The organism is Streptococcus sp. HMSC068F04 (assembly GCF_001837455.1).
Lineage (GTDB): Bacteria > Bacillota > Bacilli > Lactobacillales > Streptococcaceae > Streptococcus > Streptococcus salivarius_D.
Genome location: NZ_KV832530.1, coordinates 25,665 through 44,557, shown reverse-complemented (window position 1 = coordinate 44,557; position 18,893 = coordinate 25,665). Strand labels below are relative to the sequence as shown.

General features: G+C 40.7%; 10 protein-coding genes. 8 read left to right on the top strand and 2 right to left on the bottom strand.

All coding sequences use genetic code 11. The features are described from left to right. Positions 1 to 739: LPXTG cell wall anchor domain-containing protein (locus HMPREF2571_RS09050; RefSeq protein WP_138261645.1), on the top strand; the 739-nt coding region annotated here is incomplete at its 5' end. Positions 740 to 953: 214 nt separating this feature from the next. On the opposite strand, the gene HMPREF2571_RS09045 is transcribed toward HMPREF2571_RS09050, so the two are convergent. Next, complete coding sequence (locus tag HMPREF2571_RS09045) at positions 954 to 1,616, bottom strand: MurR/RpiR family transcriptional regulator (protein WP_013990283.1); 663 nt, start codon at positions 1,614 to 1,616, stop codon at positions 954 to 956. Between the two features lie 440 nt (positions 1,617 to 2,056). Here HMPREF2571_RS09045 and HMPREF2571_RS09040 point away from each other — a divergent pair, with 440 nt between their 5' ends. The 7 genes from HMPREF2571_RS09040 to HMPREF2571_RS09010 all read left to right on the top strand — a co-directional run bounded on the left by HMPREF2571_RS09040 (position 2,057) and on the right by HMPREF2571_RS09010 (position 15,946). Next, positions 2,057 to 6,406: a glycoside hydrolase family 70 protein gene (locus tag HMPREF2571_RS09040; RefSeq protein WP_080976122.1), complete on the top strand. Its 4,350-nt coding sequence runs from the start codon at positions 2,057 to 2,059 to the stop codon at positions 6,404 to 6,406. 782 nt (positions 6,407 to 7,188) lie between these two features. After that, positions 7,189 to 11,172 carry a mucin-binding protein gene (locus HMPREF2571_RS09035; protein ID WP_070847857.1) on the top strand — a complete coding sequence of 1,328 codons (3,984 nt, stop codon included), beginning with the start codon at positions 7,189 to 7,191 and terminating at the stop codon, positions 11,170 to 11,172. 146 nt (positions 11,173 to 11,318) lie between these two features. Next, positions 11,319 to 11,882 (top strand): sugar O-acetyltransferase, encoded by a 564-nt coding sequence (locus tag HMPREF2571_RS09030; protein WP_013990286.1) that lies wholly within the window; start codon positions 11,319 to 11,321, stop codon positions 11,880 to 11,882. Between the two features lie 122 nt (positions 11,883 to 12,004). Continuing rightward, on the top strand, positions 12,005 to 12,415 hold the full coding sequence (locus HMPREF2571_RS09025; RefSeq protein WP_002883563.1) for a MarR family winged helix-turn-helix transcriptional regulator: 411 nt from the start codon (positions 12,005 to 12,007) through the stop codon (positions 12,413 to 12,415). A gap of 25 nt (positions 12,416 to 12,440) precedes the next feature. Further along, positions 12,441 to 13,826: an MFS transporter gene (locus HMPREF2571_RS09020; protein WP_013990287.1), complete on the top strand. Its 1,386-nt coding sequence runs from the start codon at positions 12,441 to 12,443 to the stop codon at positions 13,824 to 13,826. A gap of 166 nt (positions 13,827 to 13,992) precedes the next feature. Then, positions 13,993 to 14,751, top strand: a complete 759-nt coding sequence (locus HMPREF2571_RS09015) for a CPBP family intramembrane glutamic endopeptidase (RefSeq protein WP_070847854.1) — start codon at positions 13,993 to 13,995, stop codon at positions 14,749 to 14,751. 181 nt (positions 14,752 to 14,932) lie between these two features. After that, positions 14,933 to 15,946 (top strand): hypothetical protein, encoded by a 1,014-nt coding sequence (locus tag HMPREF2571_RS09010; RefSeq protein WP_070847851.1) that lies wholly within the window; start codon positions 14,933 to 14,935, stop codon positions 15,944 to 15,946. A 109-nt stretch (positions 15,947 to 16,055) separates the two neighbouring features. Here HMPREF2571_RS09010 and HMPREF2571_RS09005 read toward each other — a convergent pair. After that, positions 16,056 to 18,893, bottom strand: a 2,838-nt coding sequence (locus HMPREF2571_RS09005; RefSeq protein ID WP_070847848.1) for a glucosyl transferase, incomplete at its 5' end; no start/stop codon positions are given.

Genomic DNA, 18,893 nt, shown 5'->3' with positions numbered 1-18,893 from the left:
ATCAGCAAGTACGTCAGCGTCCATGAGCGCTTCACAAAGTGCCTCAACCAGCGCCTCAGAGTCAGCAAGTACGTCAGCATCGCAAAGCGCCTCAACCAGCGCCAGCGAATCGGCAAGTACGTCGGCTTCCATGAGCGCTTCAACGAGTGCGTCTGAATCCGCAAGTACGTCAGCGTCAATGAGTGCATCAACAAGTGCGAGTGAGTCTGCAAGTACGTCGGCATCAAGCTCAGTTATCACAAGTATGGGAGAACCTGCGATCCACTCCCTTGACAGTGTTGATATTAATAGTGTTATTGTTTCTGATTCGATTAGTGTGTCAGTATCGGCCTCGATTTCTCTATCAGTAAGTGCTTCAACTTCAGCAAGTATCAGTGCGTCACAGAGTGCCTCATCCAGCGCTAGTGAATCGGCAAGTACAAGTGCATCACAAAGTGCATCAACAAGTGCATCAGAATCCGCAAGTACATCAGCGTCACAGAGTGCCTCAACGAGTGCAAGTATCTCTGCATCTCAAAGTGTGTCAATCAGTGCTAGTGATTCATCACCTACGTCTGTAGCTAGTGCTTCAAGCTCTGAAAGTATGTCTCCTAAGGATCATACTGAAGCCAAACAACTTCCGAAGACTGGAGAAACTGAATCGTCGTTAGCTACACTCTTCGGTGCCTTAGCGACGGCAACTGGTCTTGCCTTTCTTGCCAAACGGAAGAAAGATGAAGAAGAGGACGAAGATTATTAGTATTTTAGGATTGTAATAGTCTTTACAATGCTCAGATAAGCACAGTAAAAAACACCTTCATGTTAGATATGCAGTCTAGCTAGGAGGTGTTTTTTGATTTGGAGATGTTGTGAAAGTTTCAAAAACAAACAGCAACAATAAAAAGGAGGTCAGCTTTAACTGACCTCCTAATTTAGTATTACATTTTACCTGGATGAGCGACGTTGTTGCTCTGTTAGAATGACTTCAAATAACAAGTTTCCAACCAAATTGAACATCTAATGCGAACGCAGATTTTCACGTTTTTTGGGGCATCATAGACAAAAATCATGTGATCACTGATTTTAGAAAGTAGGTGATTGCCTAAAGTAGTAATAGTTAAGACAGTTGCCCCATGTCTTTTGGCTTGTAAGATACTGTTATTGACATCCTTGCTTTTTCCACCGAGTGAGAAGACGATAATGACGTCCTGAGGTGTCACAATAACTTTAATACGTTCAATACTGAATTGTTCAAAATAATCGTTGGTCCAAATGTTGATCAGTTTCAATTTGCGGTTGAAGTCGGTCATAGGCATGTAACTAGATCCCACGCCGATACAGAAAATACGTCTAGCCTCAAGAATCTTATCTGCAAAGCTTTGGAAATCTTGCTCTGAGAGGATGGATAAGGTATGTTCGAACTCGACGTGGAGTTGTTCTTTGAGTTGTTCAAAGGAGTTATGTTCTAATTTGGCTTGATTCTTCTTAAGTTCTTTTGATAAACGCAGGTCATACCGTAGTTCATTATAGGTCTGGTAACCTAGTTTCTTGCAAGCACGGATAACAGTAGAAGAAGAAATAAAGAGTTCATTGGCAATAGCCTTGAGGGTAATATTTTCAACCTCTTCCTGACGCATGAGATAATCTATAACTTCCTCTTACAGCTCAGTAAGTAGTGAATGGCTTAGATAGTTAGAATTTATTTTCAGTATGAGAAATTATCCTAAAAAAGACATCATCTCTACAGCCTGATATATTGCTTAAGTTAGTGTTTTTAAGTGTTTCAAGAGGAGAAGTCTTAAGAATCTGGTCTTTTTCCATTAGATTCTCTTGGATTAAGGTTAAAAGCAAAAAAGCTTATCAAGAATAATTCTAAATAGCTATAGTTTCCCAATTCTCTTTCCCTCAACGATAAAAAATGAATATTTTATATTTCTAAATACTCATCAAAAACTAATATTATTAAAACAACAAAAGGACTTTTCTAAAAAATATGAAAATTTATCGAATCTTATTGAAAAAAAGCTTTCAATGATTTAGAATGAAGCTATAAATGGGAAAAAGGAGTCTTTTTATTATGGACAAAAAAGTACATTATAAAATGCACAAAGTTAAGAAACAATGGGTAACCATCGCAGTGACAGGTTTGTCTCTCGGTGCAGTCTCAGCGGTTTCTTTAGGAACTAACGACGGTGTCGTTCAGGCAGACGAACATACGGATGCTACTGTAGCCATCCCCGATATTACTGTTGATACGGGTACTGTATCTAACGATACAACGGCTGCTCAGGATCCAACTACAGCAGTTGCAGCGACAAACGATGTCGCAACTGACCAAGCAACTCCAACAGCAACTTTCGATTTGACAACTGATACAACAAATACAGTTGCAGCGAATGCTGTTGATACGGTAGCGACTGTCGGTACTGATCGTGCGGCAACTACAAACGATACAACAGCAACCAATGATACAGCTGTTGATACAACAAATAACAATACTACAACTGACACAACAACAGTTACTGATCGCGCAGCGACAACTGAACGTCGTGCGACTGGTGCTCGCCGTGGTCCTACAGGAGGCCGTCGTGCTACCCCAGTTAACGGCAATACAAATAATGCCAACAATACTGTCACAGTAGTAAATAACGACCTTCCAGCAACTAATAATGTCGTAACTGATGGTCCAAGCCACATCAAAACTATTAATGGAAAACAATACTACGTTGAAGATGATGGCACTATTCGTAAGAACTATGTTCTTGAACGTATCGGTGGAAGCCAATACTTTAACGCTGAAACTGGTGAATTGTCTAACCAAAAAGAATACCGTTTCGATAAGAACGGTGGAACAGGTTCATCAGCTGACAGCACAAACACAAACGTTACTGTAAATGGTGATAAAAATGCCTTTTACGGTACAACTGATAAAGATATCGAACTTGTTGATGGTTACTTCACTGCCAACACATGGTACCGTCCAAAAGAAATCTTGAAAGATGGTAAAGAGTGGACTGCCTCAACTGAAAATGACAAACGTCCATTGCTTACAGTTTGGTGGCCAAGCAAGGCTATCCAAGCGAGCTACCTCAACTACATGAAGGAGCAAGGTCTCGGTACCAATCAGACCTATACGTCATTCAGCTCACAAACCCAAATGGACCAAGCAGCACTTGAAGTTCAAAAGCGTATTGAAGAACGTATTGCGCGTGAAGGTAACACTGACTGGTTGCGTACAACTATCAAAAATTTCGTGAAGACCCAACCAGGTTGGAATTCAACTTCTGAAAACCTTGATAATAATGACCACTTGCAAGGTGGTGCCCTTCTCTATAACAACGATAGTCGTACAAGCCATGCTAACTCAGATTATCGTCTTTTGAACCGCACACCAACTAGTCAAACAGGTAAACACAATCCTAAGTATACTAAGGATACAAGTAACGGTGGTTTCGAGTTCTTGTTGGCAAATGATATTGACAACTCAAATCCAGCGGTTCAGGCTGAGCAGTTGAACTGGCTCCACTACATCATGAACATCGGTACTATTACTGGTGGTTCTGAAGATGAAAACTTCGATGGTGTTCGTGTCGATGCCGTGGATAATGTCAATGCTGACCTTCTCCAAATTGCTTCAGATTATTTCAAAGCTAAATATGGTGCTGATCAAAGTCAAGATCAAGCCATTAAACACTTGTCTATCTTGGAAGCATGGTCTCACAACGATGCCTATTACAATGAAGACACTAAAGGTGCCCAATTGCCAATGGATGACCCTATGCACTTAGCATTGGTATATTCACTCTTGCGTCCAATTGGTAACCGCTCAGGGGTTGAACCACTCATTTCAAATAGTTTGAATGACCGTTCTGAAAGTGGTAAAAACTCTAAACGCATGGCTAACTACGCCTTTGTTCGTGCTCACGATTCAGAGGTACAATCAATCATTGGTCAAATCATCAAAAATGAAATCAACCCTCAATCAACAGGGAATACCTTCACGCTTGATGAAATGAAGAAAGCCTTTGAAATCTACAACAAAGACATGCGTAGTGCTAACAAGCAATACACACAATATAACATCCCATCAGCATATGCCTTGATGCTTACGCATAAGGACACTGTGCCACGTGTTTACTATGGAGACATGTACACAGATGATGGTCAATATATGGCTCAAAAATCACCATATTATGATGCTATCGAAACCCTCTTGAAAGGCCGTATCCGCTATGCAGCCGGTGGTCAAGATATGAAGGTTAACTACATCGGTTATGGTAATACTAATGGTTGGGATGCTGCAGGTGTCTTGACATCTGTACGTTATGGTACAGGGGCTAACAGTGCTTCTGATACTGGTACGGCAGAGACACGTAACCAAGGTATGGCAGTTATCGTTTCAAACCAACCTGCCCTTCGTTTGACAAGCAACTTGACAATTAACATGGGTGCGGCTCACCGTAACCAAGCTTATCGTCCATTGCTTTTGACAACAAACGATGGTGTGGCTACTTACTTGAATGACAGCGATGCTAACGGTATTGTTAAATACACTGATGGCAACGGTAATTTGACATTTAGTGCAAATGAAATTCGTGGTATCCGTAACCCTCAAGTTGATGGTTACCTTGCCGTTTGGGTACCAGTAGGTGCTTCTGAAAATCAAGACGTGCGTGTGGCACCAAGTAAAGAAAAGAACAGCAGTGGTTTGGTTTACGAATCAAATGCTGCCCTTGATTCACAAGTTATCTATGAAGGTTTCTCTAACTTCCAAGACTTCGTTCAAAATCCATCACAATACACTAATAAGAAGATTGCTGAAAATGCAAACCTCTTCAAATCATGGGGTATCACATCATTCGAATTTGCACCACAGTACGTTTCAAGTGATGACGGTAGCTTCCTTGACTCAGTAATCCAAAATGGTTACGCCTTTACAGACCGTTATGATATTGGTATGAGTAAGGACAACAAGTACGGTTCATTGGCTGACTTGAAAGCCGCTCTTAAATCACTCCACGCTGTAGGTATCTCAGCGATTGCTGACTGGGTTCCAGACCAAATCTACAACCTTCCAGGTGACGAAGTGGTTACTGCAACTCGTGTTAATAACTATGGTGAAACTAAAGATGGTGCAATCATCGATCATAGCCTCTACGCTGCTAAAACACGTACCTTTGGTAATGACTACCAAGGTAAATATGGTGGTGCCTTCCTTGATGAATTGAAACGTCTCTACCCACAAATCTTTGACCGTGTTCAAATCTCTACTGGTAAACGTATGACTACTGACGAGAAGATTACAAAGTGGTCTGCTAAATACATGAATGGTACTAACATTCTTGACCGTGGCTCAGAGTACGTACTTAAGAATGGCCTCAACGGTTACTACGGTACAAATGGCGGTAAGGTTAGCCTTCCAAAAGTAGTAGGAAGCAACCAATCAACAAATGGAGATAATCAAAATGGTGACGGCAGTGGTAAGTTTGAAAAACGTCTCTTCTCTGTAAGATACCGTTATAACAATGGCCAATATGCTAAGAATGCCTTCATCAAAGATAACGACGGAAATGTTTACTACTTTGATAACTCAGGTCGCATGGCAGTCGGAGAAAAGACTATCGATGGTAAACAATACTTCTTCCTCGCTAATGGTGTGCAATTGCGTGATGGTTATCGTCAAAACCGTAGAGGTCAAGTATTCTACTACGACCAAAACGGTGTCTTGAATGCAAATGGTAAACAAGATCCAAAACCAGATAACAATAACAATACATCAGGCCGTAACCAATTCGTACAAATTGGTAATAACGTTTGGGCATACTATGATGGTAATGGTAAACGTGTGACAGGTCACCAAAACATCAATGGTCAAGAACTCTTCTTCGACAACAATGGTGTCCAAGTTAAAGGGCGCACTGTTAACGAGAATGGTGCTATCCGTTACTATGATGCTAACTCAGGTGAGATGGCTCGTAACCGATTCGCAGAAATTGAACCAGGTGTTTGGGCTTACTTCAATAATGATGGTACGGCTGTAAAAGGTTCACAAAACATCAATGGTCAAGACCTCTACTTTGATCAAAATGGCCGTCAGGTCAAAGGTGCTTTGGCAAACGTAGATGGCAACCTTCGTTACTATGATGTAAACTCAGGTGAGCTTTACCGTAATCGATTCCACGAAATTGATGGTAGCTGGTATTACTTCGATGGTAATGGTAATGCTGTCAAAGGCATGGTTAATATCAATGGTCAAAACCTCCTCTTTGATAACAATGGTAAACAAATCAAAGGTCATTTGGTTCGCGTGAACGGTGTTGTTCGTTACTTTGATCCAAATTCAGGTGAAATGGCTGTCAACCGTTGGGTTGAAGTAAGTCCAGGATGGTGGGTTTACTTTGACGGTGAAGGCCGAGGTCAAATTTAATCGTTTCTAAACTGTATGAACCGAGACAGTAGTCTCGGTTTTTATGGCATGTTTGGATTTCGTTAAGGATTTGGTGATGACTGAAACTAGTGATTTTAAAACTATTTTGAGTTAGTCATAATAGTCTGACAGTGGTCGTTACATCTGCAATCCCTTGAATAAGTCCTCATGCAAAAAAAGTTATTAATTATTTACAACTTAATACGTGAAAGTTGAGAAACTAGGGAGTCTCATTAAATGGTTCCAATCTATTGATGAAGCATCAAAGTCATTCTATACTAAAAGCAATGCTAGTTAACTCTTAGCATTTCATAGTTGAGGGCCAGGCACAGACTTTTTCTGTGCCATTCTCTTAGGTTCTTTCCTTATAATCTAAGGTAAGGTTCTAGCCTTTCAAAGATGAGAAGTAGTTGTGATAGTTTATAGTGTATTTCTTAAGAGAGTATCTTTAGGGAGAAAAAACTCCATTAAAGACTCGTCATTTATCATATCGGTGTAGTCTCATTTTGATGCCACTTTCGTAAATTATTTGATAGATATTACACATTAAAACGCTATTTTTTCACTTAGGGGTTAAAATGATTAAAGTTCTTACACCTTACTTGTAAAAATTCGATTCTCGTATTATAGTATATATAAGAGATATCAAAAAATTTAATTTTTTTGATAAAAGCTTGTTAGCTTCTCTGAGGGAAAATGGAATCTTAATAGAAAAGATTTCGATGAGAACTTAGCAAGTATAGGATTTTATTTCTCATAAAAAGAAGAAAGGGGGAGTATTTTTGAGAGCCTATAGGGAAGATGCGACCGAAGCAGCAGCAAGAACTGCCGAAGAGCATGTCGCACACGGATCAGGGAACACTGATTTAGTTGATACTATAGATCTTTCTAAATTATTGACTAGCCCAAAACGTCACTCTGACCACCGTGCCCCCTCTCCATTAGATTTTGCTAGAGCTGACGAAGCTCTCTTTGATAGTCATGCCCAATCGGAAACCGTGAGGATTCCATCTAAGCAAGAGATTATTTTTCAAGGAGCGGATTCGCGAACTCCAGATTCTGAAGTCATGGAAAACCATGTCTTTACGGGAACTAGAGATAGGAAGACTGGTTTAATCGAATGGGACAAGGACAGTTATACCTATCCTAAGATACCGGTACCAGTTGTCCAGGGCTATTTCGCTGACCAAAAGGAAGCGGGTTTTAACGTTGTCACACCCTATGTGCCAACGGTAACGGAACATGTGACCTATAGGAAATTGGGACGCATTATCCCTGTGACAGAAGATGGGGAATATATTCCAGGTGCTTTGACTAAGCAGTATAACAATAATAAAAAAGATCCACGAAAGGCGGGTGAGACAGCAACACCAGCTGTTCAAGATTATATGACAGATATTAAAAGTGTAGTACCGAACAAACCAGGAGGGGATACTCCGGTTGTGTATCGTAAAATTTTCAAGAAAGCCAGCATCACTTATATTGATGAAACTACCGGTGCTTACCTGGTTAGTGACCAGTTGACCGGTGAATTGGGTGAAGCGATTGAATACGGAACAGCAACACGTATCAAGACTTTCAAGGACATGGGATATGAATTGATTCAGGACGAATTCCCTAAAGATGCCATTTTTGATGATAAGGATATTGATGATCAAGAGTGGTTTGTTCTCTTGCAACACGATGTTGCCAAGGTAGGGCCTGACAATGAACAAGTCCCAGATGCTCCAATCAATCCTAATAATCCAGATGGACCTAAGTGGCCATCTAAGTATGCTTACGAGAAAGAAGTAAGCTTCACAGTCTTTTACAAGAGTACAGATGGCAATGCGGATTTGCCGGATGCCGATGTGCAAAAGGCTTATTGGGTTCGTACCCTTACTTTTGACAAGGTCACAGGTGAGCTTGTTGATGAGACAGAATGGTCACCAAACAAGACCAAGTATTATGACATCTATGCACCAGTTGTTTTAGGCTATTTTGCAGATAGAGTAGAGGTTAAAGGTAGAGAGGTTACTGAAGATAACATCGAAGAAACCATTACCTATGTTCCACTTGGTAAGATCATTCCTATTGATGCGAATGGACGCTTGATTCCAAACGTTCCAACGCCAACCTTCAACAATGATGCCAATAACCCAACTAAGGTTAGTGAGACACTTGTTCCTCACATTCCGGGTTATCGTACAATGCAACAAAGTGTCATGCCTGAGAGCTTGACAGACGATATTCTTGTTGAGTACGCTCCAATCCTTGAAGATGTAACGCAACCAACCTTGCAAACGGTCTTCTTCAAAGGAGCTGGCGAAGCAACACCGTCTGTTAATATCCAGTCTGACTTCACCTTCACTGGTAAGTACAACCAAGCAGAAGGCACTTACACTTGGGATCAAGACAACCATACCTTTGCTAAGGTTAATGTCCCAGTTATCGAAGGTTACTATGCGGACAAGGCAGTTGCTGGTATGCAGATTGTTACACCTGATAAACCAGAAGCCACAGACAGTGTTGTCTATAAAGAACTTGGTAAGATTATCCCTGTTGATACCTTTGGTAATCCAATCGCGGATGCAGAACCAGTTCATTATGCAAATGATCCTCAAGATGCTACGCAAGTTATTGAAACACCAGCACCACAAGTTGCTGGCTACCAAGCTGAAAGTGAATTGGTATTGCCAATTGACCTCAGCATGGACCAAACCTTGGTTTACGAACCAATCTTGGATGATATCACACAAGATACGAAACAAACGGTTACCTTCCAAGGTGCAGGCTACAAAGATCCAGTTATCAACATTCAAGATAGCTTCAGCTTCCACGGTAAGTTTAACCAAGTGGAACAAACAAGCACTTGGGATCAAGAAAGCTTCACTTATGATGTTGTAGAAGTTCCAGTAGTTGAAGGCTTCTATGCAGATAAACGTCAAGCTGGTGGACTTGAAGTTCGCCCAGACCTTCCAGAAGTGGAAGATACAGTAACTTACACAGAGCTTGGTAAGATTATTCCAGTAGATGAGTATGGTACACCAATCGAAAATGCACCTACTCCAAGCTACAACAACGATCCTGAAGATCCAACCATGGCTATGGAAACAGTCGTTCCAGATGTTCTTGGTTACATTTCTGAAAAGGCCTTTATTACTCCAGAACACCCAGGTCAAGATACCAACGTGGTTTATGCTAAGGATGAGCAAAAAGCTATTATCCTTTACATGAATGAGCTTGATAAGTCAGAATTGACTCGTGATGTTGTCGTCGGAAGCTCAGGTGAGAAGATTGACTACTCTACTGATGAACAAATCGCAAACTTGCTCAAACAAGGTTATGAACTTGTCAACGATGGTTATGCAGAAGCCTTTGACCACACTTACAATGGTGACTCTGACTTTGACCAAGTCTTCGAAGTGGTTCTTCGTGAACGTTTGGTTCTTATCGACCCAGATATGCCAGCACCAGTTGCAGGTGAAGTCGTAGATCCAAATGATGTGAATAGCCCATTTTGGCCAAATAGCGTAGAAATGCTTGAAAACCGTGCCGATGTGACACGTACTATCCAGTATGTCTTCGAAGAAGGTGGTTTGGCTAGCGACGACTACGTTGAAGTTCTTGATTTCAAACGTTTGGCTAATGTTAACCTTGTGACAGGTGCTATTAATTATGAAGCATGGTCAAGTACTCAAGCTGGCTTCTCAGCTGTGCCTTCACCTGAGGTTGTCGGATTTACACCAGACCGTATGGAAGTCGCTGAAATGACAGAGGTTTCTGTGGAAACACCTGAAATCATGGAAGTGGTTACTTACCTCAAGGATGCTCAGAAAGCTACAGTCACTTATGTTGACGGTACAACTCGTAAGAAACTTGAAGTGGTCGACTTGCTTGGTAAATCAGGTGAAGTGATTGAATACTCAACAATCGAACGTATCAAGTACTATAGCGACCGTGGTTATACCCTTCTTGCTGATGGCTTCACAAACGGTGTCATCTTTGATGGTGATTCACATGTTGACCAAAACTTCATGGTTACCCTCCGTCATGGTACCGTTCAAGTAGGTCCAGATAACATCCAAGAAGCTGGTACACCAATCAACCCAGCAAATCCTGATGGTGCTAAATGGCCAGAACGTGAAAGCTATATTAAAGATGTAACCTTCACAGTTCTTTACACATCTAGCGATGGACAAGCAGAACTTCCTGCCAATAACATCCAAACTGCTCAATGGACACGTAGCTTGACTATTGATAAAGTTACAGGTGAAGAGCTTGGTTCAAGCTACTGGACTTCAAATAAAGGTCAGTTTGAAACAGTCATCACTCCTGAAGTAGAAGGCTATAGCGCTGATAAGGATAAGGTTGAAGGTAAGACAGTAGGTCAACGTAACCTTGAGGAAACCGTTGTTTATATCCCATTAACAGGCGATATTAACGGTAAACCTAAGGAAGACAAGGCAGACGATATCGTTGTTGAAGAAATCCAAGACCTAGAAGTTCTCGACCAAGTCGAAGAGCAAGTGGAATCTCATGATGGACCAGTTACTTATGGACCAGACGATGACTTTGAAGCACCTGTTTCAAGTCAAGCTGAGGGTAAAGGCTCTAAACACAAGATGCCAATTAATCTCTCAAATGAGGAAGAAGCAAGCAAAGGTAAGATTGAAGAAACCATCAATATCGCAGGCTTCACCGTATCGGTAACAGGTCTAGGACTTGGTCGCAACGGACGTAAAAAGAAAAATAAAAAAGATCACAAAGATCAAAAGGAAAAATAATATAAAGCCCTGAATGATTCAGGCATGCCCAGACAGAAAGAAAATCTCAAGTTGCTTTGTGCACTTGGGATTTTTTTGTGGTCTCACTTGTGGTAACATCACTTCTATACTACAATATAGGAAAACAATCATAAAAGGAGTATGCCATGCCAACTGAATATGAAAAGATGATTGCAGGTGACTTTTATAAACCTAGCGATCCTGAGTTACGTGCCCTAGCAGCCAGCTCAAGAGAAAAACAATGGGCCTTCAATGCTGAGCCTGACCGTCTCAAGAGGGCAGAGATTGTCAAATCTTGGTTTGGTTCGACTGGTGAAAATGTTGCCATGAATCCTCAGTTCGTTACGGATTACGGTGTTAATATCCATATCGGTGAAAATTTTTACTCTAACTGGAATTTGACCATGCTGGATATCTGTCCTATCACGATTGGTGACAATGCCATGATTGGCCCTAATTGTCAGTTTTTGACGCCCTTGCATCCGCTTGATCCAATCGAGCGTAATTCAGGCATTGAATATGGTGCTCCAATTACGATCGGTGATAATTTCTGGGCCGGTGGAGGCGTGATTATCCTTCCTGGCGTGACCTTAGGGGATAATGTAGTTGCTGGAGCAGGAGCTGTTGTGACTAAGTCCTTTGGTGACAATGTGATTCTAGGTGGAAATCCGGCGCGTGTGATTAAGGAAATTCCTGTAAAGAAAGACTAAATATAGCAACTCAAGGATTCTAGGTCCTTGAGTTTTCTATTTTTTGAAAGAATCTATTGACTTGAGCTAATAATTCTTCTATACTGCTAGTTAGCTAACAATATAGTTAAGGAGTCATTTTTTTGGACCATTTTGGACGCTTGTTAAAACAAGCCAATAATAATATGATGCGTCATTTTGACCAGTTTGCTAGGCAATATGATTTGACTGGAAATCAGATGGCTGTCATTGATTTTATAACCAATCATGCGGATCAAGAAGTCTTTCAACGGGACATTGAGCACGAATTTGAGATTCAGCGTTCGACAACGACAGTGCTCTTACAGCGAATGGAGAAGAAAGGCCTGATTGAACGCCACACATCTTCAAAAGATGCAAGGCAAAAGGCGGTTGTTCTCACGGATAAAGCTCTCAGTATCGCTTCTGCCTGTCAATCTTATCTTCGAAAAGAGGAAGAAGAGTTTGCCCAGCAATTTTCAGCTAAAGAGAGAGAAGTCTTTCTCAAGATTTTACAACACTACCGTAATATTTAAGTTTATTTAGGAGGAACAAATACTTATGTCAGACGAAAAAATCTCCACCAAGGTCCTGTGTGCCATCTTTGCGACAGGAATCCTTTCATTTTGTGGAGTAGCTGGTGAAACAGCTATGAACATCACCTTTCCTGTATTGATGAAGGCATTCTCAGTCAATACGTCAACCGTACAGTGGGTTACAACCATTTATCTCCTAGTGGTCGCTTGTGTGGTTCCCTTATCTGCCTATCTCAAGCGCTCGTTTAAGATGAAAACCATTTTTCTGGTCGCCAACCTCTTGTCTATTTTAGGTGTCCTCATCGACTTTATAGCCGCTAGTTTCAGCTTTGTTGTTTTGGGACGATTGGTTCAAGGGATGGGTGTTGGTTTTGCCCTACCTCTCATGTTTAACATCATTTTGGAGCAGGTGCCAAGTCGTAAGATTGGTCTCATGATGGGAGTTGGAACACTGATTACAGCCGTTGCTCCAGCCATTGGACCAACTGTTGGTGGTCTCTTGACAGCACACTTTGGTTGGCGTTCTATCTTCCTCGTCCAGTTTCCTATTCTCTTGGCTTCACTGATTGCGGGGCTTCGCTCGATTGAGCAAAAGAGTGAGGTGCAACGTGAATCTTTAGATATCCTCAGTCTACTGGCTACCATCTTTCTTTTCTTGGGTTTGATTTTAGGTCTTCATGGGGTTGTTGATCATGCTTTCTTTAGTTTCTCAGTTCTTGGTTGGCTTTTGATTGGTATCTTAGGTCTTGTCGTTTTGATTTGGCGTTCAACAACATTGGACAACCCTATTATCAACCTCTCTATTTTGAAAAATCGTAAACTGACAGGTCATATCATCGCTTTCTTCTCTTTCCAATTGGGATCCCTTGCGATGAGTTTTCTCTTGCCAAACTATGTGCAATTGGTTAACCACTCGAATACAACTTCTGCAGCTTTAATGTTGCTTCCAGGTGCTATTATTGGTGCAGGATTCGCTCCATTCTCAGGTATCATTTTAGATAAGATGGGAGCTCGTAAACCGATTCTGATTGGAGCAATCCTTATCGTACTCGCTCAGTTGTTATTTAGCTTGTTTGGTCTCTCTCTTTCCAATACGTTGATCCTCGTTTTTTACATGATTTTCATGACGGGGCTTGGCGTTTCCTTTGGTAATGTCATGACCAATGGGCAGAAACAACTGTCGCTAGATCAACGTGCTGATGCCAATGCCATCTTTAACACGCTCCAACAATTTGCAGGAGCAGTGGGAACAACCCTAGCATCTCTAATTGTTGCTATGAGTCAAGCTAATCACAAGGTTGACTTTGCACAAGCAACGGCTCAAGGTAGTCGAAATGGCTTTATGGTCTTATTTGCTCTAGCCATTTTCCAACTCCTTGTCTTAGTTAGCGTTGTCAAAAAGAACGATTAATAACATGTTTAAAGCAAAGGAAACATGCTTTCCCTTGCTTTTTCTTTCCTTAAATGAAATACTAATCTTACTGCAAATTTTAGTGTTACTTTAAGGTTTATGACTTATAATAACTTTAAAGAATTAACCAGTCTTCGATGAAGATGTTAGAAGGAAGGGAAGGCCTATGTCTTTACTTAAGAAAATTCATCCTGAGCAGCCGCTCAAGGAACTGAGATGGTTTGATATCGCTATTGTTACGCTGATTATGTTCGGTCAGTTTATTGTTCGTTCGACACAAATGTATTTGGCCAGTTTGTCTCCAAGCCTTTCTACAGCAATCAGTGAGACAGCAACAAATACAGCCAGTGAAGGAGCAGCTTACTCTAGCAATTTCACCTTGCAGATTATCCTCCTAGCCTTAGCGATTATTTATCTCTGGATACGCCATTTTGACTTTAAACAATTACCTATACGTCTAAAGTGGTCTGTTCTCTTTTGGGTACCCTTTATTTTCGCTATCATGGGCTTATTTGCTGATATGGTAAGTACTTTGTCAGGACAATATAATTATTTTAGCCCTCAGGTTCTAGCCTTTATTAGCCCTATGGCTGTGATTAACAAGTTCATGGCCTTATCGCCTATGGCAATTGCTTATGGATTGCTTAACGGTTTCTACGAGGAATTTTTCTTCCTAGGACTCTTGACCTCGGTTAAGGACAAGTATAAGTGGTTGGTCTTGCTCTTTTCAACCATTGTTCGTGTGTCTTTCCATACCTATCAGGGCATGCTATGGGCTCTGGTTATCGGTGTGGCCTTTGGTCTCCTCTATTATTTCCTTTATAAGTACAAGGTTAAAAACTTGCTTCCATTTTTCCTCGTTCATGCCTTAGCAGATATGTTTGGCTCGAGCTTAATTTATCTCTTGGTAAACTGGAATTATTAGTCAAACAACTCCCTTCGTTTAAGTACGAGGGGAGTTTTTGTACTCAATTAACCCAAGAAAAACTCTAAACGACTAGCTGATTGTAATGATTATTAATTAGGGATTGATTTGATTTTTATTAAAAATATGAGATAATAGATTTGGACTAATTTTTAAACAGCAATTTTAGAGGGAGACAATGATGTCAAAACGACTATTTTCGGATGAGCTGAATGCCCCCAAACCCCTTAAAGAGCTTTTCTGGGAAAATGCAGAAAAAGCTCGAATGGGGGAATTTTGGAAAGACAAAAAGAGTTACAGAGAGCTCTCAGAAGCCACGGGGATTCCGTCAGGAAGCCTTCGGATGCTCTTTATGAACAAGCCTAAGGGAAATATCCCAAAGATTGTAACTATTACTAACGGTCTGGCCAAGGTGACTGAAAAAAACATTACACTTGGGAAGCTCTTAGCTCGAGACAATCAGCATGAGGTTTTTGAGTTTCCAAGAGATCCTGATCAGGTCACCCAAAACTTGTGGCACAACATTCGCAAGAAGCTGGAAATCACGGAAGATATGGATGAGGGGGAAGTCAGAGAACGTATGACAGCCTTTGTAGTCTCATCTGGTATGGCTCAAACCAACTATAACCTAATCAATCAAAGAGGAACGGTTTCGCTTGATACTTTGGAAAAATTTTCAAAAAGACTTAGAGTTGAGCCTTATGAATTGTTGGCTACCATCAGACGAAGGGAGATTATTGATAGGGATGACTTCCCTGTTCCTAAGGAAAATGTTAGCGACTCCCACATTGATATTGGCAAGCTCAATACTTTTATTAAGCTACAACCTTACTCGCCCAACGGTCAAGAGGTAGCCTCTGCAGGCTTAAGCCCACAGAATCTTTATCATTATTATTCAAAAGGAACTATCGGAGATATGCCCATAAAAACGGCCTATAAGTTTAAAAGACTTGTGGATATCTATGAAGCAGAATATGGTCCCCTTGAACCTTCAAGTCGAGTTTTAGATGTCAAGGAACTGGAAAGATTCCTTTATAGTGGAATGATTACTGGTTATGCCATTGCTAAGACAGGGTTGATGAATGCGACCAATGGAAATCTCTATATCAAGGGCAAACGTCCTATCGAATCCATGCAACTGGATCGTGCCTTCGGTCTCTATAAACACCTAAAAAGACTGAAAAAGGACCAATAAATTCTTTACCTAACAAAAAGCCAAAATCAGAATGCTGATTTTGGCTTTTTGTTTGTTTTTTTATCTGTAAGACTAGTAAGAATAATTTTAGTCAATTTTCGGACTTATTTTACAATTGTTTCGCACGTCCATTTTCATCAAAGTGATAAGTCACACCATTGATGGTACGTGTTTGGTTGGTTACGAGCTCACCAGAGTTTTCATCGTAATAACGAGTACCCTTGTAGTCTGTAACGAAATTGCCTTTAATTTGCTTACCTTGATAATCAAAGTAGAGGTGTTGACCATTGATGACTTGATCAAAGATAAGAGCCTTTCCATCGTTACCGAAGTAGTACCAATTGCCCTTCCAATTGAAGAATTGATTGGTTACAGCAGCCCCAGTCTCAGCGTCGAAGTAGTAGACAGGATTGTCATAGGGTGAACGGTTATAGTTGAAGAAACTATAAGGTTTCACCAGCTCTCCTTTAACTTGTTCGCCCATTCGGTATTTTGTTGCGACGGGATTACTGAAATAGTAGAGATTACCATCTATTTTGGCAAGTCCTAATACTTTATTTCCTTCATCATCTAGGTAGTACCAGTTACGTCCAGATTTAACAAAACCTCTTTGTCGTACAGCAGCCCCAGTCTCACTATCATAGTATGGTTCGTAACCGTAAGGTCCGAATTCTCCTCTTAAAACTTCCCCATATCCTGTAATAAAATAATCCTTACCGTCAATTTTTTTATAACCAGAACTTATCTTATTATCATCGTCAAGATAGTATAATTTACCACCAGCCTTTATAAATTGCTTACGAGGGGCTTCGTGACGAGCACCAGAGTCTTTATCGTAGTAGTAGCCTTCTGCGATTGCGTCTTTAGCTTGTACTCCATAAGAGTCAAAGTAAACGTGCACCCCATCAATGGTTTGTTCACCTTTAAGGATATTCCCCTCCGCATTAGCGTAGTACCAGTTTCCATTGTGGTTAAAGTATTGACCTTTTACAAGAGCTCCAGAATTTTTATCATAAAACTTACTAGGTCTTTTATATGTATTGTGATTTTTTTCAGAAATCAATTGCCCTCTAGAATCAACAAATCCTCCCTTGGTCTGGATACCGCTATAAGGATCAAAGTTGACTTGAACCCCATCGATGGTTTGTTCGCCCTTGAGAATTTTACCCTCAGCATTGACGTAGTACCAATTATCATTAACTTGGACATAGCGTTTTGTTCCCAAATCTACTTTAGCACCAGAATTTTTGTCGTAATAGTAACCATCATTACCAAAGACACCTTTAGCTTGCTTACCAGAGTCGTTGAAGAAGACTTGAATCCCATCAACAGTTTGTGGCCCCTCAAGTCGCTTACCCTGAGCATCAACATAATACCAATCATTATCAACTTGAACATAACTATTAGTTACGAGAGCACCAGTAGTACTGTTATAATATTTTTTGTTACTTGCGAAATTTCCCTTAACCTGAGCGCCAGTTTTTTCGTCAAAGAAGTATTCAATGTTGTCGATGACGGTCGCTCCTTTAATAGCTTTACTATCTGCTCCAATAAAGTAGTTTTTGTCTTTAACTGTTACGAAACGATTAGTAACTAAATTTCCAGAGTCTTTATCGTGAAATTGATTTTTATAGTCAAAATTTCCTTTAACCTGTTTACCTCCATATTCAAAATAAACGTGAGCTCCATCAATAATGTGTTCACCGGTTAAAATTTTTCCATCGTTACCGACATAGTACCAATTGTCTCTGATTTGAACATAACGATTGGCACCAAGATCAACACGATTACCGTCCTGATCGTAAAAGTAACCATCATCGCCAAAATTATCGAAAACTTGGCATCCCTCGTATTTATCAAAGTAGACTTGTTTACCATCAATTGTTTGAGGACCAGTTAACCGAACTCCTTGGTCGTTAACATAATAACGTTCATTTCTATGTCTGTAGGGGTTGTAGGCAATGATATATTGGTTAGTAGCTAGAGCACCAGAATCTTTATCATAATAGCGTTCATTATTGTCAGTACTATCTTTAACAAAATAGCCTTTAACTTGAACACCTCCTCGGTCGAAGTAAACCTTAACGCCATCGATGGTTTGTGGTCCCTTTAAAATAGCACCATCATTTCCAGCATAGTACCATTCCCCGTTTAATTCGAAATAGCGGTTTGTCCCAAAATCAACTTGTTTACCGTTTTCGTCGTAATAACGGTTATCAGAAGCAAATCTACCCTTAACTTGTTCACCATACTGATTAAAATAATGCCATACCCCATTAATTTCCTTGGGTCCGATTACTTTATTTCCATTTTCATCTAGGTAATAGGTGCTACTGTAACTATCAACGAATTTATTAGTAACAAGAGCACCAGAATCTTTGTCATAATAGTGACCGTCCCAGGTAAATTCTCCTTTAACCTGAACACCACCTTGGTCGAAGTAAACCTTAACGCCATCAACAGTTTGTGGTCCAGTCAGGTCTTTACCGCTAGCATCTTTGTAATGCCAATAGCCGTATTCGTCTCTATAGTATTGACCACCTGTGATATTAGTTTCACTGTTCGAAGTTTCGTTAACTGAAGCTGTCTCACTGGCAGCTCGGTCTGTAGATACAGCTTCGCGTGTTTGGCCAGAGGCTGATTCTGAAGGAGCTTGGCTTTCACTTACAGTTGTTGAAGCTGTTTCACTGGTAGTTTCAGAGCTTGCAACAGAAGTTGTGGCTTGTTCTGAGTCATTTGTAGTGCTTTCAGTGCTAGCAACTTTTTCAGTAGTAGCAGGAGCTTCAACAACCTTAGTTTCTACGAGGTCTGCTGTGGTTTCTACATTGGCAGTGGTAGCAGCAGTCACATCAAGGTTTGATGCGTTGTCAGCTTTAGCTTCTTCAGCGAAGGCAGGCTTTGCGATGAAGGCAAAACCTGCAAGAGCAGTTGCACATGAGAATGCAAT

What these genes read in the sequence shown, in the direction of transcription:
- HMPREF2571_RS09015 (WP_070847854.1), top strand. Translation starts at nt 13,993, where the DNA reads ATGTCTTTACTTAAGAAAATTCATCCTGAGCAGCCGCTCAAGGAACTG.
- HMPREF2571_RS09010 (WP_070847851.1), top strand. Translation starts at nt 14,933, where the DNA reads ATGTCAAAACGACTATTTTCGGATGAGCTGAATGCCCCCAAACCCCTT.
- HMPREF2571_RS09045 (WP_013990283.1), bottom strand. Translation starts at nt 1,616, where the DNA reads ATGCGTCAGGAAGAGGTTGAAAATATTACCCTCAAGGCTATTGCCAAT.
- HMPREF2571_RS09030 (WP_013990286.1), top strand. Translation starts at nt 11,319, where the DNA reads ATGCCAACTGAATATGAAAAGATGATTGCAGGTGACTTTTATAAACCT.
- HMPREF2571_RS09040 (WP_080976122.1), top strand. Translation starts at nt 2,057, where the DNA reads ATGGACAAAAAAGTACATTATAAAATGCACAAAGTTAAGAAACAATGG.
- HMPREF2571_RS09020 (WP_013990287.1), top strand. Translation starts at nt 12,441, where the DNA reads ATGTCAGACGAAAAAATCTCCACCAAGGTCCTGTGTGCCATCTTTGCG.